At 69.9% G+C, this 18,203-nt stretch carries 19 protein-coding genes and 1 pseudogene; 10 read left to right on the top strand and 10 right to left on the bottom strand.

Going from position 1 to position 18,203, the window contains the following annotated elements; translation table 11 throughout:
- Positions 1-30: 30 nt before the first annotated feature.
- From ACI6QG_RS05460 to ACI6QG_RS05450, 3 genes are read right to left on the bottom strand one after another with little or no spacing between them, the layout of a single operon-like run.
- A complete protein-coding gene (locus ACI6QG_RS05460) occupies positions 31-1,242 on the bottom strand; it encodes a CaiB/BaiF CoA transferase family protein (protein ID WP_407023558.1) in 1,212 nt (403 codons plus the stop codon).
- Positions 1,243-1,255: 13 nt separating this feature from the next.
- Complete coding sequence (locus ACI6QG_RS05455; RefSeq protein ID WP_407023557.1) at positions 1,256-2,278, bottom strand: Bug family tripartite tricarboxylate transporter substrate binding protein; 1,023 nt, start codon at positions 2,276-2,278, stop codon at positions 1,256-1,258.
- Positions 2,271-2,411 carry a hypothetical protein gene (locus tag ACI6QG_RS05450; protein WP_407023556.1) on the bottom strand — a complete coding sequence of 47 codons (141 nt, stop codon included), beginning with the start codon at positions 2,409-2,411 and terminating at the stop codon, positions 2,271-2,273. The genes ACI6QG_RS05455 and ACI6QG_RS05450 overlap by 8 nt, the downstream gene beginning before the upstream one ends.
- A 215-nt stretch (positions 2,412-2,626) precedes the next feature.
- On the opposite strand from ACI6QG_RS05450, the gene ACI6QG_RS05445 reads away from it, so the two are divergent.
- The 4 genes from ACI6QG_RS05445 to ACI6QG_RS05430 all read left to right on the top strand — a co-directional run bounded on the left by ACI6QG_RS05445 (position 2,627) and on the right by ACI6QG_RS05430 (position 5,620).
- Entirely contained in the window at positions 2,627-3,382 is a 756-nt protein-coding gene (locus tag ACI6QG_RS05445; protein WP_407023555.1) for an SDR family NAD(P)-dependent oxidoreductase, read from the top strand.
- Positions 3,383-3,405: 23 nt separating this feature from the next.
- Positions 3,406-3,840, top strand: coding sequence for a VOC family protein (locus ACI6QG_RS05440; RefSeq protein WP_407023554.1), 435 nt, complete (start codon positions 3,406-3,408; stop codon positions 3,838-3,840).
- Positions 3,837-4,652, top strand: coding sequence for an HTD2 family dehydratase (locus ACI6QG_RS05435; protein WP_407023553.1), 816 nt, complete (start codon positions 3,837-3,839; stop codon positions 4,650-4,652). The genes ACI6QG_RS05440 and ACI6QG_RS05435 overlap by 4 nt, the downstream gene beginning before the upstream one ends.
- A 107-nt stretch (positions 4,653-4,759) precedes the next feature.
- Positions 4,760-5,620: an IclR family transcriptional regulator gene (locus ACI6QG_RS05430; protein WP_407023552.1), complete on the top strand. Its 861-nt coding sequence runs from the start codon at positions 4,760-4,762 to the stop codon at positions 5,618-5,620.
- A 989-nt stretch (positions 5,621-6,609) separates the two neighbouring features.
- Here the strand turns inward: ACI6QG_RS05430 and ACI6QG_RS05425 are convergent.
- Positions 6,610-6,984, bottom strand: coding sequence for a hypothetical protein (locus ACI6QG_RS05425; RefSeq protein WP_407023551.1), 375 nt, complete (start codon positions 6,982-6,984; stop codon positions 6,610-6,612).
- Positions 6,985-7,115: 131 nt separating this feature from the next.
- Between ACI6QG_RS05425 and ACI6QG_RS05420 the strand changes: the two genes are divergently transcribed.
- The gene (locus tag ACI6QG_RS05420) at positions 7,116-7,556 is read left to right on the top strand and encodes a helix-turn-helix domain-containing protein (RefSeq protein WP_407023550.1); all 441 of its coding nucleotides are present in this window, start codon (positions 7,116-7,118) and stop codon (positions 7,554-7,556) included.
- Here the strand turns inward: ACI6QG_RS05420 and ACI6QG_RS05415 are convergent.
- The 3 genes from ACI6QG_RS05415 to ACI6QG_RS05405 form a co-directional block, all read right to left on the bottom strand.
- A complete protein-coding gene (locus ACI6QG_RS05415) occupies positions 7,516-8,586 on the bottom strand; it encodes a hypothetical protein (RefSeq protein ID WP_407023549.1) in 1,071 nt (356 codons plus the stop codon). The genes ACI6QG_RS05420 and ACI6QG_RS05415 overlap by 41 nt on opposite strands.
- On the bottom strand, positions 8,583-9,029 hold the full coding sequence (locus ACI6QG_RS05410) for a hypothetical protein (protein ID WP_407023548.1): 447 nt from the start codon (positions 9,027-9,029) through the stop codon (positions 8,583-8,585). Before ACI6QG_RS05410 ends, ACI6QG_RS05415 begins: the two co-directional genes overlap by 4 nt.
- 470 nt (positions 9,030-9,499) lie before the next feature.
- Complete coding sequence (locus ACI6QG_RS05405; protein ID WP_407023547.1) at positions 9,500-10,141, bottom strand: helix-turn-helix domain-containing protein; 642 nt, start codon at positions 10,139-10,141, stop codon at positions 9,500-9,502.
- Between the two features lie 81 nt (positions 10,142-10,222).
- Here ACI6QG_RS05405 and ACI6QG_RS05400 point away from each other — a divergent pair, with 81 nt between their 5' ends.
- From ACI6QG_RS05400 to ACI6QG_RS05380, 5 genes are all read left to right on the top strand, one after another.
- The gene (locus tag ACI6QG_RS05400; RefSeq protein ID WP_407023546.1) at positions 10,223-10,573 is read left to right on the top strand and encodes a DUF6634 family protein; all 351 of its coding nucleotides are present in this window, start codon (positions 10,223-10,225) and stop codon (positions 10,571-10,573) included.
- Complete coding sequence (locus ACI6QG_RS05395; protein ID WP_407023545.1) at positions 10,566-12,920, top strand: AAA family ATPase; 2,355 nt, start codon at positions 10,566-10,568, stop codon at positions 12,918-12,920. The genes ACI6QG_RS05400 and ACI6QG_RS05395 overlap by 8 nt, the downstream gene beginning before the upstream one ends.
- Complete coding sequence (locus ACI6QG_RS05390) at positions 12,917-13,189, top strand: hypothetical protein (RefSeq protein WP_407023544.1); 273 nt, start codon at positions 12,917-12,919, stop codon at positions 13,187-13,189. Before ACI6QG_RS05395 ends, ACI6QG_RS05390 begins: the two co-directional genes overlap by 4 nt.
- A gap of 65 nt (positions 13,190-13,254) precedes the next feature.
- Entirely contained in the window at positions 13,255-14,589 is a 1,335-nt protein-coding gene (locus tag ACI6QG_RS05385; protein ID WP_407023543.1) for a GIY-YIG nuclease family protein, read from the top strand.
- A 53-nt stretch (positions 14,590-14,642) separates the two neighbouring features.
- Positions 14,643-15,152 carry a hypothetical protein gene (locus ACI6QG_RS05380; RefSeq protein WP_407023542.1) on the top strand — a complete coding sequence of 170 codons (510 nt, stop codon included), beginning with the start codon at positions 14,643-14,645 and terminating at the stop codon, positions 15,150-15,152.
- A 282-nt stretch (positions 15,153-15,434) separates the two neighbouring features.
- On the opposite strand, the gene ACI6QG_RS05375 is transcribed toward ACI6QG_RS05380, so the two are convergent.
- The 3 genes and pseudogenes from ACI6QG_RS05375 to ACI6QG_RS05365 all read right to left on the bottom strand — a co-directional run.
- Positions 15,435-16,550 carry an RraA family protein gene (locus ACI6QG_RS05375; protein WP_407023541.1) on the bottom strand — a complete coding sequence of 372 codons (1,116 nt, stop codon included), beginning with the start codon at positions 16,548-16,550 and terminating at the stop codon, positions 15,435-15,437.
- 194 nt (positions 16,551-16,744) lie between these two features.
- The gene (locus tag ACI6QG_RS05370; RefSeq protein WP_407023540.1) at positions 16,745-17,128 is read right to left on the bottom strand and encodes a helix-turn-helix domain-containing protein; all 384 of its coding nucleotides are present in this window, start codon (positions 17,126-17,128) and stop codon (positions 16,745-16,747) included.
- Between the two features lie 378 nt (positions 17,129-17,506).
- Positions 17,507-18,071: pseudogene (locus ACI6QG_RS05365) on the bottom strand (IS5 family transposase); the annotation flags it as partial.
- Between the last annotated feature and the right edge of the window lie 132 nt (positions 18,072-18,203).

Genomic DNA, 18,203 nt, shown 5'->3' with positions numbered 1-18,203 from the left:
TTCCTCCTTCTCTGCTGATCTCGCTGGGTCTCAGGCCCGCCCCGGAGCCGCCACCGCGGCGCGGGCCGCAAGCAGCGCCTTGATCTCGCCTGGACTGCAGCCGATCTCCTCCAGCACGGCCCGGGTGTCCCACCCGCGCGGTTGGGCGGGGCCCCGGAGGGGCGGGAGTTCACCATCCTGCCGGACGGTGGAGCGCACCGCCGTGACCGGACCCTCCGTGGGGTGCTGCTCCGGCACAAGGAGGCCGACGGCGCGCAGGTGCGGATCCTCGCGCAGCGTTTCCAGCGTGTGGCAGGGCATGGCCGCGATGTCGGCAGCGCCGAAGACCGCCAGCCATTCGGCGGTGGTCTTGCCGGACAGCCCGGCGCCGCGCACCTCGAACCATTCCTTTACGTGGCGCGCCCGCGCCGCCACCGTGGCGAAGCGCGGATCGCCGAGCAGATCCTCCCGCCCCACGGCGGCGAGGAAGGCGCGCACCTGCGCGTCGCTGTTGATGGTGACGGAGATCCAGCCATCCGCCGTCTGAAGCGGGGTGTTGCGCGGATTCAGCAGGCGCTGGTCGCCCTCCGGCCCGACCGGCGGGTCGAAGCTGTGCTGCGCCAGATGCTCCTGGAGGACGAAGGCGGCCATCGTCTCGAACATCGGGACTTCCAGGCTGCTGCCCCCGCCGCCGGCGTTCCGGCGCAGCACGGCCGCCAGGATGGCGCCGGCCGCGATCTCGCCTACCACATGGTCGCAGACCACCATGGGGACGTAGGCGGGCCGGCCATCGCGTGCGCCGAACAGCCCGGCGACGCCGCTGGCGCCTTGGACGACGCTGTCGTAGGTCGGCCGGCCGGCATAGGGGCCGTCCGTGCCATAGCCCGTGATGAGGCAATGGATCATCGCCGGGTGGCGCGTGCGCACCGCGGCGGCGTCCAGCCCCAGCCGCGCCAGCGCCCCGGGCCGCATGTTGGCCACCACCACATCCACGCGCGCCAGCAGCCGGGCGATCACCTCCCGCGCGCTGGGTTGCTTGAGGTCGAGGCAGATGTTGCGCTTGCCGCGGTTGAGGTGGAGGAAGGTGCCCGAATGCTCGCCGGTGGGCGAGAGACCGCCCAGGCCGCGCATCAGGTCGCCCTCCGGCGCCTCCACCTTGATCACTTCGGCGCCGTACTGCGCCAGGCGCCAGGTGCAGGCCGGCCCGACCACGACGCTCGTCAGGTCGAGGACGCACAGGCCGGCCAGGGCGTCCCCACTCATCGCCCGGCGCGCCTCACTGCGTGGCCAGGCCGAGCTCGCGGAGCTTGTCGCGCACCGCCACGTCGCCGGTGCGGGCGAAGTCGTCCGCTGCCTGCGCCGTCATCCGTGGCCAGGGCTCCATGCCGATCTCGCGCAGGCGCACGCCAACCTGGGGGTCGGCGGCGGCACGGTTCAGGGCGTCATTCAGGCGCTCCACCGTGGCGTCGGCGGTGCCGCGCAGCACGGCGACGCCCTGCCAGTACGGCATGTCCATGCTGAAGCCGGCCTCGCGGATCGTCGGCACGTTCGGCTGCGCCGCCAGGCGCTCCGGGGCGGCCACCGCCAGCATCCGCAGCTTCCCGGCCTGCATGAAGGGGGTAGGCGTGTTGGCATCGGTGAAGGCGGCGGCGATCCGGTCCGCGGCCAGATCGGCCACGGTGAAGTTGGTGCCGCGATAGGGCACGTGCTCCATCGTCACGCCCACTTCGCGCAGGAAGGCGGCCATGGTGACGTGGGTGATGCTGCCGGCGCCGGAGCTGCCGAACTGCATCGTGTTGGGCGCGCGCGACCGCGCCAGGGCGACGAACTCGGCGGCGGTGGAGACGCCGAGCGAACTCGGCACCATCAGCACCATCGGGATGCTGAGGAGGATGCTGACCATGCGGAAGTCCCGCGCGGCGTCGTAGCTGATCCCCGGCAGGAAATGCGGGACCAGCGAATAGGCTCCCATCTCCAGGGTGAAGATGGTGAGGCCATCGGCCGGAAAGGTCCTGGCGGCGGCCGGCGCCAGGCTGCCGGACGCGCCGGGCCGATTCTCGACCACGATGGGTTGGCCGAGGTTGCGGCTCGCCACCTCGGCGATGATGCGCGCCCCCACGTCCGTGCCGCTGCCCGGCGGGAAGCCGACAATCCAGCGAATGGGTCGCGGGGCGCCCTGCGCGGCAGCGGCGCCGGGCAGCAGCGCTGCGGCGCCGAGCGCGGGCAGGCCCTGCATGACGCGGCGGCGGGTCGTCGCCACCTTGCGATGCCCGATGCGGGCCTGATCCATCTCAGCCATCACGAAGTCCCCCAGGGTTGTTGATCAGGCCGCCGTGCGGCAGCGCGTTGGACTGGCCGCGCCCCGACAGCGGGGCGACGCAGTCGCGGCGCGCGGCGAGGCTGGGGGCCTTGGCAGTCTTGGGCTGGATCATCCGGTTTCCCCTCCTGCTGTCCGGGCCTTGGCAACCCGGCCGGCCTTGTGGCCCACGCTTCCCGACCTGAGCAGTTTTTCAGATATGGAGTCAACAAGTCATATCTAAAATTTTTTCAAGTGGATTCGAAGCCTTCCACCAATGAGCGATTGATTTCAGATATGGAATGTGGTGACTCGGCTGGAACCGGACCCAGGGAAGGAAGCGCGATGCTGATGCAGGGCAAGGCGTGCGTCGTCACCGGCGCAGCGACGAAACAGGGCATCGGCCGCGCCGTCGCCATCGCCCTCGCCGCACATGGCGCGCGGATCGCGCTGCTCGACGTCAGCCCCCTCATCGCCGATGCGGCCTTGGAGGTGACGGCGCTGCATCCCGACTCGGCCGCCATCGGCCTGGCCTGCGACATCACTAGTCGCGACGCCTGCGCCGCGGCCGCGGCCGAGGTGCTGGCACGCTTCGGCCGGGTGGATGCGGTGGTGCATTGCGCCGGCATCATCCGCTCCGGCGGCTTCGCGGAGATCACGCCGGCGGAGTTCGATCAGGTGCTGGCGGTGAACCTCACCGGCGCCTTCAACGTCGCTCATGCCTTCGCGCCCCCGATGGCGGCGCAGGGTGCGGGCGCCATCGTCAACGTCGCCTCCGTCGCGGCGCAGCGCGGCGGCGGGCTGGTTGGCGGGGCGCATTACGCAGCCTCCAAGGGCGGCGTGCTCAGCCTCACCAAGTCGCTGGCGCGCGAGCTGGGCCCCGTGGGCGTGCGCGCCAACGCGGTGTGCCCGTCCTTGATCGAGACGGATTTCGTGACCGGCGCGGTCTCGGCGGAGAAGATCCGCGCGCTCACCGCCGGCCTGCCGCTCGGCCGCCCGGGCCGGCCGGACGAAGTGGCAGCGGCCTGCCTGTTCCTCGCCTCCGACCTGTCCTCCTACGTCACCGGCGCCACGCTGGACGTGAATGGCGGCAGCCACATCCACTGACGCAACCCACCAGGAGAGTTCCCATGGCCACCCGCTTCCACCACGTGAACTTCGCGACCAAGCAGCTGCCGGAGCTGGAGGAGTTCTACCGCGAGGTCCTGCAGCTCGATGAGTCCCACGCCTATGCCAGCAACGCCGCCAATGCGCAGATCACCAACCAGGGTTATGGCGGGCGCGTCGCCTTCCTGACCGATGGCGCGGTGGAGATGCACCTTTCCACGAAGGACCTGAACGTGGCCTTCCGCACCAAGCAGGCGATCAACCCGCTGGCCAACACCCACATCGCCTTCCGCACCGACGACATCGAGGCCATCAAGCGCCGCCTCGAGGAACGTGGCGTGCCCTATGCCGACTACGGCGCCTGGGCCATCAAGGGCTGGACGCAGATCTTCTTCCACGACCCGGAGGGCAACATCGTGGAGGTCCATCAGGTCGGCGCGCCCGAGCCCGCCGAATGAGCGACGCCGCACCCGTCATCCGGGTGGAGACGTGCGGCCTCGCGGCGGTGCGCCGGGTCGCCGCCATGCTCGACCTCGACCCGGACGGGTGGCGGGAGGGCGATCCCCTCCCGCGCGGATGGCAGTTCATCCTGCTGGGCGCCGATACGCGACGCTCCGCCCTGCGTGGCGACGGCTTCCCGGGGCTTGGCGTGCCGCTGCCCGAACTCGGCCTGCCGCGGCTGATGCTGGGCGGGCGCAGCGTGGCCTTCCAGGGCGACATCCCCATCGGCGCCACGTTGCGGCGGGAAAGCCGGATGCAGTCACTGACGCGCAAGGAGGGTCCCAACGGGCCGGCGGCCATCGCCACCCTCTTGCACGCGCTGTTCCTGGCGGGCGCGGCGGAGCCGGCGCTGACCGAGACGCAGACCTACATCCTGCTCGGCCCGCAAGCGTCGCCGCGCAAGGCCGCCGAGGCGGCGCCGGTCCCGGAGCGGGCGCGTCGCGTGGTGCCCGACGACACCTTGCTGTTTCAATACTCCGCCCTGGGCTTCAACTCGCACCGCATCCACCTCGACCGCAGCTATGCCCGCGACGTCGAAGGCTTCCCCGACCTGGTGGTGAATGGGGGCCTGGCGACATTGCTGCTGACCGAGTTGCTGCGGACGGAGAAGGGTCGTGCGCCCGTTTCCATCAAGGCCCGCCACTTGGCCCCGCTGTTCTGCGGCCGGCCAATGCTGCTCGACGTGGCGGATGGGGAGCGCGGATGGCTGCTGCGCGCCTACGATGATGGCGGGCGCGTGGCGGTCGAGATCGAGGCTGCGGCGGGCTGACGGCTGCACATGTGTCCGGCGCCGCGGTAGGCTGCGCCGCACCCAGGGGAAGCCTGCCGATCCTCCGCCGCCGCGGCAGGACGCCCGGGCGCGTGGAAGGAACAGGCATGGCCGGCAGAGCAGCCAGCACGATTAGATCACAGGCGGAGGACGACGAGGGGAGGCAGCCCCTCTACGCCGCGCCGGCGCTGGAGAAGGGCCTCGACATCCTGGAGTTGTTGTCCCGCCAGGAGGCAGGGCTGACACGCCGCGACATCGCGGAGCGGCTCGGCCGCTCGGTGAGCGAGGTGTTCCGCATGATCGAGGTCCTGGCCCGGCGTGGATACATCGTGCAGGATGGCGACTCCTACGTGATGGGGATGATGCTTTTCGCCCTCGCCCACGAGCAGCCGCCGATGAAGCGGCTGCTGAAGGAGGCGCTGCCGCGCATGGATGCGCTGGCGAAGGCCACCGGGCAATCCTGCCACATGACCATGCTGAACGGGCCACGTCAGGTCGTCGTCGCGCAGGTGGACCCTCCGGCGGCGATGGGCTTCGCGGTGAAGATCGGTGCCGTGCTGCCACTGGTGAAGTCGGCGTCCGGCCGGGTGCTGCTGGCCTTCCACGACGCCGAGGAGGCAGACCGCCTGATGCTGCTGGCTGAACCCCAGGCGACAGCGGCGGAGCGCGCCGCCATGCGCCGCACCGTCGCCAAAGTCCGCGCGCAGGGCTTCGCCTTCATGCCCAGCAAGCAATTCAGCGGCCTGGTGGCGATCAGCTGCCCGGTGTTTGACCTGCGCGGCCGCGCGATTGCCGCCCTGACGGTTCCCTACGTCAAGCGCCTGGACGAGCCCGACAGCGTATCCGACGAGGAGGTACGGGCCACGCTGGCGGAAGCCGCGGCAGCCCTCACCGCAAGGGTAGGCGGAAGTGTTCCCGCACACGGACAGGCCACCACGCGAAGCTCGAAGCGCAGCATCCCGGCTTGATGACGTCCTGCACGATGCGTAGTTGCACTGCTCATCCGCCAGATGGTCGTCACTGTGAAGCCTCATCTTTCTACGAGTGGCAGCCACAGCCTACTGACCCATTGGACTGCCGAATTTGCCGTGGAGAGGGGGTAGAACCCTACTCTGGCAGGGTGACAGAAAGACGAGGTCACCGACCGATTTTCCCCGTTCTCCCCGCGGAGATCATTGCCTCGGTTTCTGAGTGGCTAAGCACGTCCCTGTCCCGTCCTCCCCTGATTGCGGCTCGGTCAAAGGCGAAGCCAACCACACATGCGTGGCAAAGCGTGCGGCCACGTCGGTCAATGTGGTGGATGTTGGTGCTGTTCTGCGTGGTTTAGAGCCGCCTTGGTGTGATGCCACACGTCACCCACGCCGCCATTTCGGTAGAGTTGGGCGGGGTGATGTTGTCTGCCAGAGAGGGTGATGAGGCTCGCACTCACAAGCATCGGGTCAGGTCCCGTGAGCGCGATAGGGGGTCCGCGAAAAAAAACTTCGGGCCTCATCGCGGGTTCCTTGCCCGTGACCCGTGCCCCTCAGTCCCATGCCCGCGACATGTCGTGTTACGGCGAGGGTGGGGCACGCGCCGGTGCACCGGCTGAGGCAGCGCCCTTCGCCATCCGTATCGGCGAACCGCAGCGCCAAGCTGGCCATGGCGGCGAGCCCTTCAGGCGTGCGCGGCGTGCAGGACATGGCGTGGCTCGCCAGGACGTGCGCGCCGCGCAGCGCACGACTCTGCCTTGCCTCCAACGCCGAAGCTTCCTGCCTGGGAACCTGCTCCAGGCGTTTGGCCAAGCGCTCGGCCACTCTGGCCTGCTCCTGAGCGGCGGCGCAGAGGCGAAGCAGCAACGCATCGGTAGCCAGCACCGCGTCCAGCCCGGTGGGGGACGTCGGAGCGGCGGGTGCGGTGTCCTGCCCCCTATCCGTGCTTGACGACAGGAAGCCGTGAGGCGCGTCGTGAGGGCCCACCATCATGCGCCCTCCCCACGGCGGGGCCGCGAGACGAGGGGCCGCACATCCTGCACGTAGCGGGCCAGCACCTCCTCCTCGAATTGCGTGCGGGACAGCACCGCGCGGTAGCCGTCCGGCGCGTCGTCAGACACGGCTCGGAGCCCACCGGGCAGGTCGGTGACGCGCAGGAAGCGGGGAGCGCCCGGGAAGACAAGGTAAATGCCCGGCCCTTCGAAGGTATCGGCGGGCAGCACAACCACTGCGCTGCCAAGCATCAGGGGCAGGTCGCCAACCAGCCCCCTGACCTGCATCCGGCGCGGCATCGGCAAGGTAAACCCGAGGGAACGCAGCAGTTGGTCCCCGGACAAGCGGGGGGTATCTTGGCTGTCAGCCATTGCGATGCTCCTGATCTGAGCATTGTGGTGGTCAGGCGGGACGGGGCGCTCCAACGCCCTGTCCTGCCGTCCCCGGCACATGTGCGCCGGTTCCATATACATGGTACAAGACCGCCCAACGGTCAAGGGAAATGTGTACCATGGGTACGACAAAAAGGTTGACGGCAAAGGCGGTAGATCCCATCCCCCTTGCTGCCTCGTCGCCGCCCCTCATCACCGCTGCCCTGTGCCGCGCCGCTCGCGCAGCGTTGCTGTGGAGCCAGTACGACCTCGCCGACCGCTCCCAGGTCAGTCGCGTGGCGCTGGCCGACTGGGAGCGCGGCCACTCCCGCCTGCAGCGACGAAACCTGCAGAAGGTCCAGGCGGCGTTCGAGGCGGCAGGCGTCCAGTTCCTGCCTGAAGGCCCGGATGGAGAACCGGACCACACCATGGGTTTGGGCTTGCGCTTCCCCGCCATTCTACCGAGCGGTCGAGGGGCTCGGACTACCGGAGATGATGTGGCCGCTGGCAGCAGTACCCGCCGAGGGCGTACTACGTCCGGGGGCAGGCCGGGCCGTCCCCGCACCGTGTGATGGACTTTGGCGGCGCGGGCGGCGGCGTTGGTGCTGATGGGGCATCCGCCGTCCTGTTCGGCAAGATGCCTGCAGTCGGCGGATCCAAGGCCAGCGCACGCAGCCTCGCCTGCACCTTGGGGAGCGCTTCGCGCAGGAAGCAGTGCAAGGTGCCCAGCACGTAGAGCTGACGTGCGGCCTTGTCCCATCCTTCGACGACAACCCGCGAACGCGGTGGCGCATGGTCTCCTGGACCGGTCATTTCCTCGGTTGCGATGCGCAGGCCGCGGTGGCGCAGCCGGTCTTGGAGGTCCTGCCCGTTGCGGAGACCGTGATCATCCCAGACCTTGCCCAGTTGGTGGACGAGCAGCGGGAGATCGAGCGGCTGGCTCAGGTGGTCGTGCTGCAGGCGCTCCAAGCGCCTGCGCTGATCTCTGCTGTAGGCAGCCCGGGGCTTGGCGCGCTCGCGCAGCCCGGCGTGGACCAAGCGATCTGCCAAGCGCCGCTGCACGGCATCGCCGCGGTCGAGGTGGTCGAGGACGGCCCGGTTCCACCGACCCTGCACGACGGGCTGGCCCAGCCGGAGTTCGGCGAGGCGCGACACCTTCTCGTGCCGCGCCCGCCAGTTGCGGCTACCGAGCACCCGCAGCGTAACCGGGTCCACTTCGCCAACGAGGGCGTGCCAGTGCACGTCCGGGCGCTCCGACGCTGGAGGCAGCGCGGCACCTGTTTGGTGAGCCGAGCGGGTGGCCGCCCGCCCCTTGTCGTGGCGGACGAGCAGGACAGCGTCGGGGTCGAACCCGAACTCGTTGCCAAGGTCCTGCAGGATGTCAGCGGCATCCGCGTCGTTGAGTTCTTTCGCTGGGGCAATGATGAAGTGCCGCACTGCATAGGTCGCTACCGCATGACGCGCCGTGGCCGCCATCTCGTGCACGTCAGCCTCCGTGCCGCGGATGATGGTGACGGCGTCGTTGCCGTCGCCGCGCAGGACATGGTCGAGCACGGGGCGAGCGCCGCTGGACGAGCGGATGCGGGTTGCGGCGATGATCATGTCCGACCTGCCGGCACGGAGCGTGCCATCACAGCCCGCGGGGTGGTCGCACCGCCCTGCTGCTTGCGCCGTCCATGCCTCGGTCGCAGCACGGCTCCAAGGTCGGCCCGCAACGCCGCGAGGTCGGCGGCCATCGCCGCCAGCGCGTCCGACATCTGGCCCAGACGCCGGCCCTGCGCCGCGTCTCCGCCCCGACGCTGCGCGTCGTAAACGGCCGTCGTGAGCTGGTTGAGGTTGGCCCCAACACCCACATTGATGTCCCGCGCCAGCCTGGCGAGGTCGGCCCGCCAAGCCTTGGGGTCATCGCCAGTAGCGACGGCCTGATCCGCGAGCGCCCGCAGCCAGCCCGACAGGCTCGCAGCGCCGCTCTCCCTCGATGCTTTTCGCCAGCGGTCCATTTCTGCGGGCAACACCCGGATCCGCAGCCGGTCCGCGCGCAGCACCCGGTCGGTAGTTCCACCTGCCTGCGTGCGGCCACCCCGCCTGCCCCCTGCCAGCGCCGTTTCCGCACCCTGCAATCGCCCTGCCTGCATCCCGCGTGCAGGGTGCGGCACCTGTGCTGTTCCGCTACCGCTGTTGCCGTCCTCAGCCTGCCCACCATCGTGCATCGCCCTGTCTCCCAGGGGTCCATCGGCGACGCCGCGGCGGACAGGGACGGACTGTCCCAGGCTCGTGCCCACCAGGCTCTCGTCGTACCGCGTAGGCACAAACGCCAAGCCTGGCTCCCCCGCGGCCACCCGCACCGGCGACCCCTGGCACCAGGGTCAGGCACAGGCTTGCAAGAGAGACCCGGGGGCAGACAGCTCAGCGGGACGAGAGGCACCTCAGTGCCGATACGACAGGTCTCCTCTCCTGCCCGGGAGTGGCGCCAGTCCACCTATCCGGGCGAACCGAAAACCCCTGAAAATGCCGCCTACGACTTGGGCTTGGACATCCTTCCCGTTGCAGCCGGAACTGGTCGGCCTGCGCCCTCAGCCGTGGTGGTCGGCGTATGGCCCTTTGTGGTCCGATCGGCGCTCGCATCGGTGTCATGCAGCACCGCACGGAGCAGGGCCAGTGCCAAGGGGTGACGGTCGGCGGGCAGCAACGCCACGAGGTCCTGGAGATCCCGGTGGAGGCTGCCCTCAACGGCATGGGTGCGGGCGACGCTCGACGAGGTCTGGTCATCCTCCTCCGCGTGGGTGACGCCCAGCAACCGGTCAGGGGTGGTTTCCAGCGCCTTGGCCACCACCACCAGCGTCGCGAGGTCGGGCTCGCGCAGTCCGTTGCAGTAGTTCGAGTACCTCGGCTGCCCGAGGCCAGCTCGCCGTGCGACCTCGGCGTCGCTCAATCCGAGATGCCGGGCCCTGGCGCGCAGGCGCTGGGCAAAGGGGGGCAGGGCGTCCGGGTGCAGGGGACCGCCGCCCGTGGCTGCCGTCTGACTTGCGCTGCCTGTCCTGCCTCCGGCCACCCGTTCCTCCGCCCACTGGTGCTGATGCGGTAGCACAGGGCGGCCGTCGCGTCGTGGCGGCACTGGAGGTGGGGATCGCGCGGCCGGGGGGATACGTGTTGGCATAATACACGTTTGGTGTTGCTTCCCATCACGTACCCGGGCTACCGGTACCGCCCACGCGCCCCTCGGCGCCCGGAGACCCCGATGCCCATCACCCTCCACCTCGACGCGCCAGCCCGGTGCGACCGCCTGCTGCGCGACACCGCCGCCCGGTACGAGGCCCTGGCCGCCGACCTGCGCCGCCTCGCCGACGCAGCCGCGCCGACCCCGGCAGAGCTGGGCGCGGCGCCCCTGCTGGAGGACTGGAGCTGGTCGCCGCGCACCGCGCTCACCCTGACGGGAACCGTGCAGGACCATCCCGTGCTGGCAGACGGTCCCATCCGCACCTCAGCGGTGCTGGTCCACAGCCCCTCGCAGTCCTGGGTGCGCACCCTGTCGCGCTGGTACGTGCTCGGCTGCCCGGCTGGGCAGGACGCGGAGGCACGCCGTGGCTGAGCCCCGCGACGAGGCGGCCCTGGATGGGGATGGCCAGCCCGGCACCCAACCTGACGAGGTGCAGCGCCCCTGGGGCAGCGAGGAGGCGGGTGACGACTTCCTGGCCGAGGCGCCGACCTTGTCCGCGGAGGCCGCTTGCCGCGAGCGGGGCGCCGCCACCCTGGCCGCCCTGTTGCTGCTCCGCCGCGCCCTGGACACCCAGCCGGGCTTCGTCGCCACCGCCAGCCAGTCCCGAGCCGTGTCCCTGCTCCTGCTGCCGTCACTCGACTGGCTCGATGAGGTGGAACGGGCTTGGTCCTGCATCACCCAGGAGCACGCCCGGCAGACGGAGCTGGAGGAGCTCCGCATTCTTGAGGCTGAGGCAGGGGACCCGGTGCTCGCCGCGGTCCGCCGCCGCCAGAGGCAGGGCGCTGCTGCCTCCGCCAAGCGGCTGGCCTATACCATCCCGGTGCGGAGCGCGCCGCCGCGGCAGGCCGAGAACGAGTTCCTCGGCGCCCTGTCGTTGGGTCGTCCAGTCCACGTGCTCGCCGCCGACCAGGCCCTGGTCCACCCGGTCGTGCGAATGGGTGTGCAGCAGGGGCTGCGGGTCCCCGCACCTGACGCGGCGCTGCTGGCGGAGCTGGCCGCCCTGATGCGCGGCGCGGCCTCCGATGGCACGGCGCCGCAGGTGCCGACCGGCTTGGCCGAACGTGCGGCCGAGGTTCGACCCCTGCACCTGCTGCTGGCCGACCGCCCCGGCGCCTGCGCGCAGCAGATCCTCGATCACCTGGACGCGATGATGGATCCCCACCGTCCCGCCTGGACAGATGTCACCGGCGTGGACGGCGTCGGCGTACTGCTGCGCCCGGTGGCCGCGCGGGACCTGCGCCGGGAGGTACGGCTGGACGACCTGCCGGGGATGGGAGAGGCGGGGGAGTGGGCAAGGCAGGTGGCAGCCGACCTGCGATCGCACAAGGCGGGCCTGCTGCCGTGGACGGAGATGCCGCGCGGGGCCGTCCTCGCAGGACCGCCGGGCACGGGCAAGAGCACGCTGGTCCGCGCACTCGCCGCTGATGCCGGGGTGCCGCTGGTCACCGGCAGCCTCGCGGAATGGCAGGCGAGCAAGGACGGCCACCTGGGCAACCTCCTGCAGGCAATGCGCGAGACCTTCGCCACCGCGCGGTCCAAGGCGCCTTGCGTGCTGCTCATCGACGAAATTGACAGCTTCCCCGCTCGAGCTTCGGTCCGCCACCGCCACCGCGACTACGTCGTGGAGGTGGTCAACGCCCTGCTCGAATTGCTGGACGGTCCCACGCCGAGGGACGGCGTCGTGGTCGTGGGCACGTGCAACGATCCGTCCACCCTCGACCCCGCCTTGATCCGGCCTGGGCGCCTGGAGAAGGTGATCCACATCCCCTTGCCCGACGCCGAGGCGCTGGCGGAGATCCTGGCCGTGCACCTGGGGCTCGGGGCCGCTGGCGACCATGACGTTCCGGCGCCTGCCGCAAGGCAGGTGCAGGACATGGTCGCGCAAGGCCCGGCCCCCACCGCCGCGGCGATCACCGTGGCCGAGTTGGAGGAGCTCGCCCATTCCGCGGTGGAGCGCGAGGCGACGGGCGCGATGATTGAGCGCTGGTGCCGCGACGCCCGGCGCCGCGCCGCCGCCCTGGGCCGTGGCGTCGTCGCCGCCGACCTGCGCACCGTGCTTGGACCTGGGAGGCCACCGGTCACCCCCGCCCTGCGCCATCGCACGGCGATCCATGAGGCCGGACACGTCATCGCTTACGAGGCCGCCGCGGCGGGCTGCGTGCTCGAGGCCCGTGTGGCGCTGCGCGGGCCGCTGTCGGGTGCGACGGAACTGCACCACGAGCGCAATCCCGCGTTGCCCCCGCTGCACACGCCACGGACGCTCTGGCTGACGCTGCGCGCGCAGCTCGCGGGCCGGGCGGCCGAGGAGGAACTGCTGGGGATGCCCTCATCCGGGTCGGGCGGCAGCGCCCAGTCCGATCTCGCACTCGCCACCCGATTGGCCGTGGGAGTGCTGGGCGCGTACGGGGTGGCGCCGGGCACTGACGCAATATGGTGGCACGGACCGCCGGAACTGCTCGCGGATCCTGGCCACCAATTGATGCTGGCGCCGGACCTCAAGCGGCGAGCACACCAGCTGCTGGCACAGGCCTACGAGGCAGCACGCCTGCTGGTCGGCGCAAACCGGGCGCTGGTCACCCGCCTCGCTGAGGCTCTGCTGACACGGGGCGTACTCGATGCAGCGGCGATCGCCGTGCTCATCGGCCCGGACGGGGTGCTGGATCCGTCTGGGGAGGCGGACCAGCCAGCAAGCACGCGGACAAGGGAGGCGCGGCGATGACGGGCGCGGTGGAGCAAATGGGTGGGAAGGAGGATGCAGGAATGAACTCGATGGCCTCTCCGTGGGCGGAGGGCACCCGGATCGGGCGCTTTGTCATCGTGAGGGACGCTGACGGCATCTGTCACGCAATCTGCGCAACGGGGGTGTTCGCGCTGTGCGACGCGGGCGACGGGGCGACCGTTCTTCTGCTCGGCGGCGGCAGGATGCTTCGCGTCGAGCAGGATTTGCCGACCGTGCTGAGCTGGCTCGAGATGGGGGCACGGCCATGACACGGCCCCCTTCAGCTAAGCTGACAAACCCGCCGACGTCAGCCTCCGCCGACGCAATGGCCGCGATGGCACCGAAGGTGCTGCCGGAGACGGTGACTTTGGAGGATCCATCACACGAAATGCGGGGTGCGGGCACAGTTCCCGCAACGCCCGCGCGGGGCGTGCCTACCACCGCAGCCGCACAGGCCGAGAGGCCGTTTCGGCTCTACCTCATCACCGAGCGGGCCACGGGCCGTAGGTACGTCGGTCTCACCACCCGGCCGGAGCAGATGCGCCTGCGAGCCCACTGGTACCGCGCGGGCCGCGCCGGGCACCGACACCGGCCCGGATCGCTCGGCGCGGCCATGCGCCGGGCGCGCGAGCAAGGAGACGTCTTGGAGCAAGCCTTCGCAATGGAGGTCCTGGAGGTGGTGCCGGACTCGACGGCCGCGCGGCGGCGAGAGCGCGATTGGATCGTTTCCTTGCGCACCGCCTCGCCGACAGGCTTCACCCTGATGCCCCGCGGGGCATCGTTCGGTGGGCCAGCCAACAGCCGGATCACGCGGGTCCGCGGACCGGACGGGCGAGCCCGGACCTTCGGATCTTTTGGCGACGCATGGGCTTGGTGGCACCGATGCTGGCAGTCCGCGGCACCGGCGCAGGTGACCGCCTGGACTTCCCAGGGACTGCACCGGCCCACGCTCGGCTTGGCCCACGCCCGCATCGGCTTGGGCTGGTCCGTGGAGGAGGCGCTCGGCATGGCGGCGCACGCTGACCGGCGCGGACGGCGTGATGGGGGCGTGCTCGTGGACGGCGTGTGGTGCCAGCACTTGCGCGAGGTCCAGGATGTGGCAGCTATCCCAACCCTGCGCTCGCGCCTGCATCGCGCCCGGCAGGCGGGCCTGGATGGGGAGGCTGACCTTGCCGCCGATCGCCGGCGCCAGGGTCAGCCCAGGCAGACGCGACGGGTGGTGCGGCTGCCCGCGCCGGATGCGCCAGATGGTCCCCGCCACCTCACGCTTCGCGACCTCGCCGCGCGCTCCGGCATTGCATTCGCGACACTGCAGCACCGGCTGCGCAAGCTGGAGCGGCAAGGGATGGACCCCGCAGCCATGTCGGGCGATGCGCTGCTCGCACGGCTGCTGGCGCCTGTCGCCGACCGGCGCACCGTGCTCACCATTCGCCTGCGGGGCGGGCGCGTGCTTCGTGGCGGGCAGCGCGAACTGGTCCGGCTCGTGCAGGACGATCCCGCGCTGCAGCCGCTGCGCATCGAGACGCTCAGCGAGCCAGCCATCCGGCGACGCCTGCGCCTCGTCGGTGCCGGGGCGACGCAGCGCGCGCTTCGATGGGCACTCGGGCTACGCGGAGGTCGCTCGCCTGTCGGCAGCACGGAAGTGACGCGGTCGGAGGCGAACCGATGACGGGCAGAGGGCGCGCAGACATCGTCACGGCGCGGCGGCAGGGCTGGCGGCCAATGCGCCGCCGCGATCGCATCCGCCTGTCCGGCGCCGCGCTGCGTGCCTTCCTGCACCTCGCCAAGGCATGGCGGCTCATCCCGGCCCGGCAGCGCGCCGCGCTGGGTGGCGTGGCGCCGGCGACGTGGCGATGCTGGGTGGCGCTGGCGCGGCGCCGCCGGACCCTCGCCCTGCCGGAGCGGGCGCTGCTGCGGCTGTCGCTGCTCCTCGGCGTGGCCAGGGCGCTGATCACGCTGCGCGGCAGCGCCAGGAACTGCGCTGGGTGGCTGCGACGGCGGAACCGCCCGGCGGCAGGCAGATTGTCCGTCCCACTCGCTGTCCTTGCCCGCGGATCTCTGGACGACCTCGCGCGATTTCGACGCGACATGGAGTCCATGGCGGCAGGCTGGGTGAGTTCTCGGTGCTCCGACGCGCCCAGCATTCGCGCCCTGAGGTACAACGACATTATCCACGTGGACGATCAGCGAGGAAGTGAACTCGGATACCGTTGTGATCATGGTTCAGCGTAGATCCAGAACATCGCAGCACTGGATCGTGACGGAAGAGACGATCCTGCTGTCCAGCAGTCGCTCGCCGCGCCGGAGACGGGTGTGTACACACGTCGCATAATGAAACGTGAGGCAGGCATGGCCGCGGTTCCAAGCTGCCTCCTTCGTCTCTCGCGCGGCGTCAGCAGAAGAGCAGCCTCAACCACGATGTACGACAGCATCCCAAATATCGCTCAATGCGAGGCTGCGACAAGATCAGGCTCAGTTCCGCGGTGACGAGCTGACGCTCAGGCGATCCACCTTTCACTGGTCGTGCATGAGTTCGTGGCAGACCCTGAGCATTTCCTTACGCAGGGGCGTACCACAATGCCCGAGCAGGGCCTCGGCGCGCAGGAAGGCTTCTACGGTCTCCCATTCCTCCGCATCGCTCAGCAACGCCCGCGTGCCCGCGTCCCACTCATGGGACAGCTCCAGCTCAGTCTCCCAGTCAAGCGGCTCTCCCTCTGCTGCCTGCCAGCAGGCCAGGGCGACCTCGCCCGCCACGGCCAAGGTGTGACGGTCCTCCCGGGCGGCTTGGTGCCACACCGCGTCGTCCACCTGCAGCGGAGCGCTCCACAGCAGGTCGTACGGAAGCGCGGCGAACGGGTGGAAGCGCAGCGCCCGCATCACCGTCGGCAGGCCCAGGTGGGTGGACACGACGAGCGTGGCTGCGGCACGCAATCCGGCGGCTCGCCTGTCACGCGCCGAGATCTGCTCCCGCGACAACGGGCGGCGCACGCGGGTCGGCGGGAACGCTGCGGGCGCGCCAGGGGTGAGAACGTCAGTCATGATGAGAACTCCTGGTGAAGAGGGGATTGGCAGAGGAAGGAAAACAGGGGAGGGCGGCCCGCCCGGCAAGCGTGCGGACCGCACGACGCAGTCGGTTCCATACACGGCGTGGAAGATGGCCCGTGGGTTCGGTGGCGCCGACGGCGAGAGCGCCACCAGCACCATCGCCCCGCATGCACAGATCGGGTGTCCGATAGTCTCGAAGTCTTCGAGGCAGCGGACCAAGCTGTCTACGGTTGTGCCTGCCAAGCCTCGCTTCGTGGCGGCCTTTGTCCGGACGTACCCCGAGCACACAAGGTCGCAGATCTCGGCCTCTATCTCGCCCGCGACCACAAGGACGCCGTCAATGTCCTCGTCCGGTTCGCGCGGCTTCCGAGCATCCTTGAACATGTGCCCCGCGTGCAGCCTTGGGCAATACATGGCGCTCTTGGAACGGAGCGGGAGGGTGCAGGCGAGGGTGGCCATCTGCGAGCAGTCCCGCAGCGGCTTGCAGCTCCGCGCGGCAGCGTGCAGCACGAGCGCGTCCAGGGCGTCGGAAACGTTCGCCGTGCTGCGCTCCTTCAGCTCCTCAATAATCTCGAATGGGGTCAACGACGATGGGTCCATTGTAGTCGTCTCCTGTTGACATGGCTCGGCGGCCGCGGGCGGGATCGCACCGCGTGGCCCGGCCACGGGATGGCAGTGATCGGTGGGATAGGACGTGCGCGGTTACCTGGACCGGCGGCGTCCTCCGTCGCCGGTTGGGCTGGGCGAATGCTGGGTCGCCAAGCCGCCGCGAGTCTCGGTCAGCTCGGCTTGCTGACGGCTTTGCCGTGCCTCCTGGTCCGCCCGGCTGCGCGCGGGGCGCAATCGTTGGCCGCGCTTGGCGGCGTGCCAAAAGTAGCCACCGGCAATCCGGCAACGAAAGCGCGAAGGCTCGCCGCTTCGACGAGGGTACGCCCGCCGAGGCGCCGGGCCTTAAGTTCGCCTCGTGCCAGCAGTGCATAGAGGGTGGTGTGGCCAACGCTTAACAGCGCCCGCGCCTCGGCCACAGACAGAAGGAGCCGACCAGGCACCGGGTCGGCGGGTACCGGCGTGGGCAGGTTGTCCTGCACCGGCGGCTGCGAGGCTGGGCGCCCCGATGGTCGGTGACGACCGATAGGGCCATGTGCGAGTTGGGCGGTGTGCATAGCGGCACCCATGGGTGTGCGCATCCGGACGGCAGGGCGCCGAACGAGGCGGGTTGTGGGGATGTGTGGCGGAGCACACCGGGCCATGGCCGTCTCACAAGGAGCGGCAGCAGGATCAGGACGGGTGCGGTCGGTGCTCACCTACAATAGTCCGTGCGAGGTCTGGTGTAAGTCAACCCTTTCGTTGCTCTCGAACGAAAAATCTGCGGAGTGGCCTGTAGGGCGTTCGTCAGGCACCGCGTGGCGGTGCCAGAAATGACTGACGGCGAGCGAAATCGCGGAGATCACAAGGACCCGTGCCATTCACCTTGTAGGCAGTCCACTTTCGGCTGGCACATCGGAGCGACGTTCTGGCGCGCCATTCATTTCGACCGGACATCCAGCGTAGCCGCTGTCCATCAAGGCAAGTTGCACGAAGGGCCAGCGGCTGCGCGACATGCGCATCAGCGGCAGCGCGCCGTCGCGGTCCTGGATGCTGGCTGCATGGTTGTCGAGCGCCAGCCCCCGACCATCCGTGTCCACCATGGCGGGCCGCTTGCGGCCCTTGATCTTCTTGCCCGCGTCATAGCCGCACGGGCCGCCGCTCCGGTGGTCTTGACGCTCTGACTGTCGATCACCGCCACTGTCGGACTAGCCCCGCGACCGGCGCGCTCGCGGTAGAGCATGATGAGATGATGGTTGATCGCCTCGACCACGCCGCCATCGCGCGGCCTGACAAACCAGCGGTAGCCCGTACGCGAGGGCGTAAAGCTGTCGGGCAGCAGGCGCCAGCTGCAGCCCGCCCACAGCATGTGGAAGATGGCGTTGGTGATCTTGCGCAGCGGTCAGACACGCCGTCGACCAAGTCTGCGCCCGCCGGGCAGCAGCGGCTCCAAGATCCGCCATTCGTCGTCCGTCAGGCACTCGCATGCCATAAGCCCGCGCGGCTATGCTGCCGCAGGATGGCGGGGGCCTACATCGCGTCGTTCGTCCAACGTGTCGCAACCTGGTCGAACCACAGTACAGTCCTACCAGCTCATATTGATGATGTTTCGAGACAGCCTCCAAATGAGACAACAATTGAACGGTTATCATT

This window comes from Sabulicella flocculans, assembly GCF_045449635.1.
Lineage (GTDB): Bacteria > Pseudomonadota > Alphaproteobacteria > Acetobacterales > Acetobacteraceae > Roseococcus.
The sequence above is the reverse complement of the archived record's forward strand: the minus strand, read 5'-3'. Positions and strand labels throughout refer to the sequence as shown.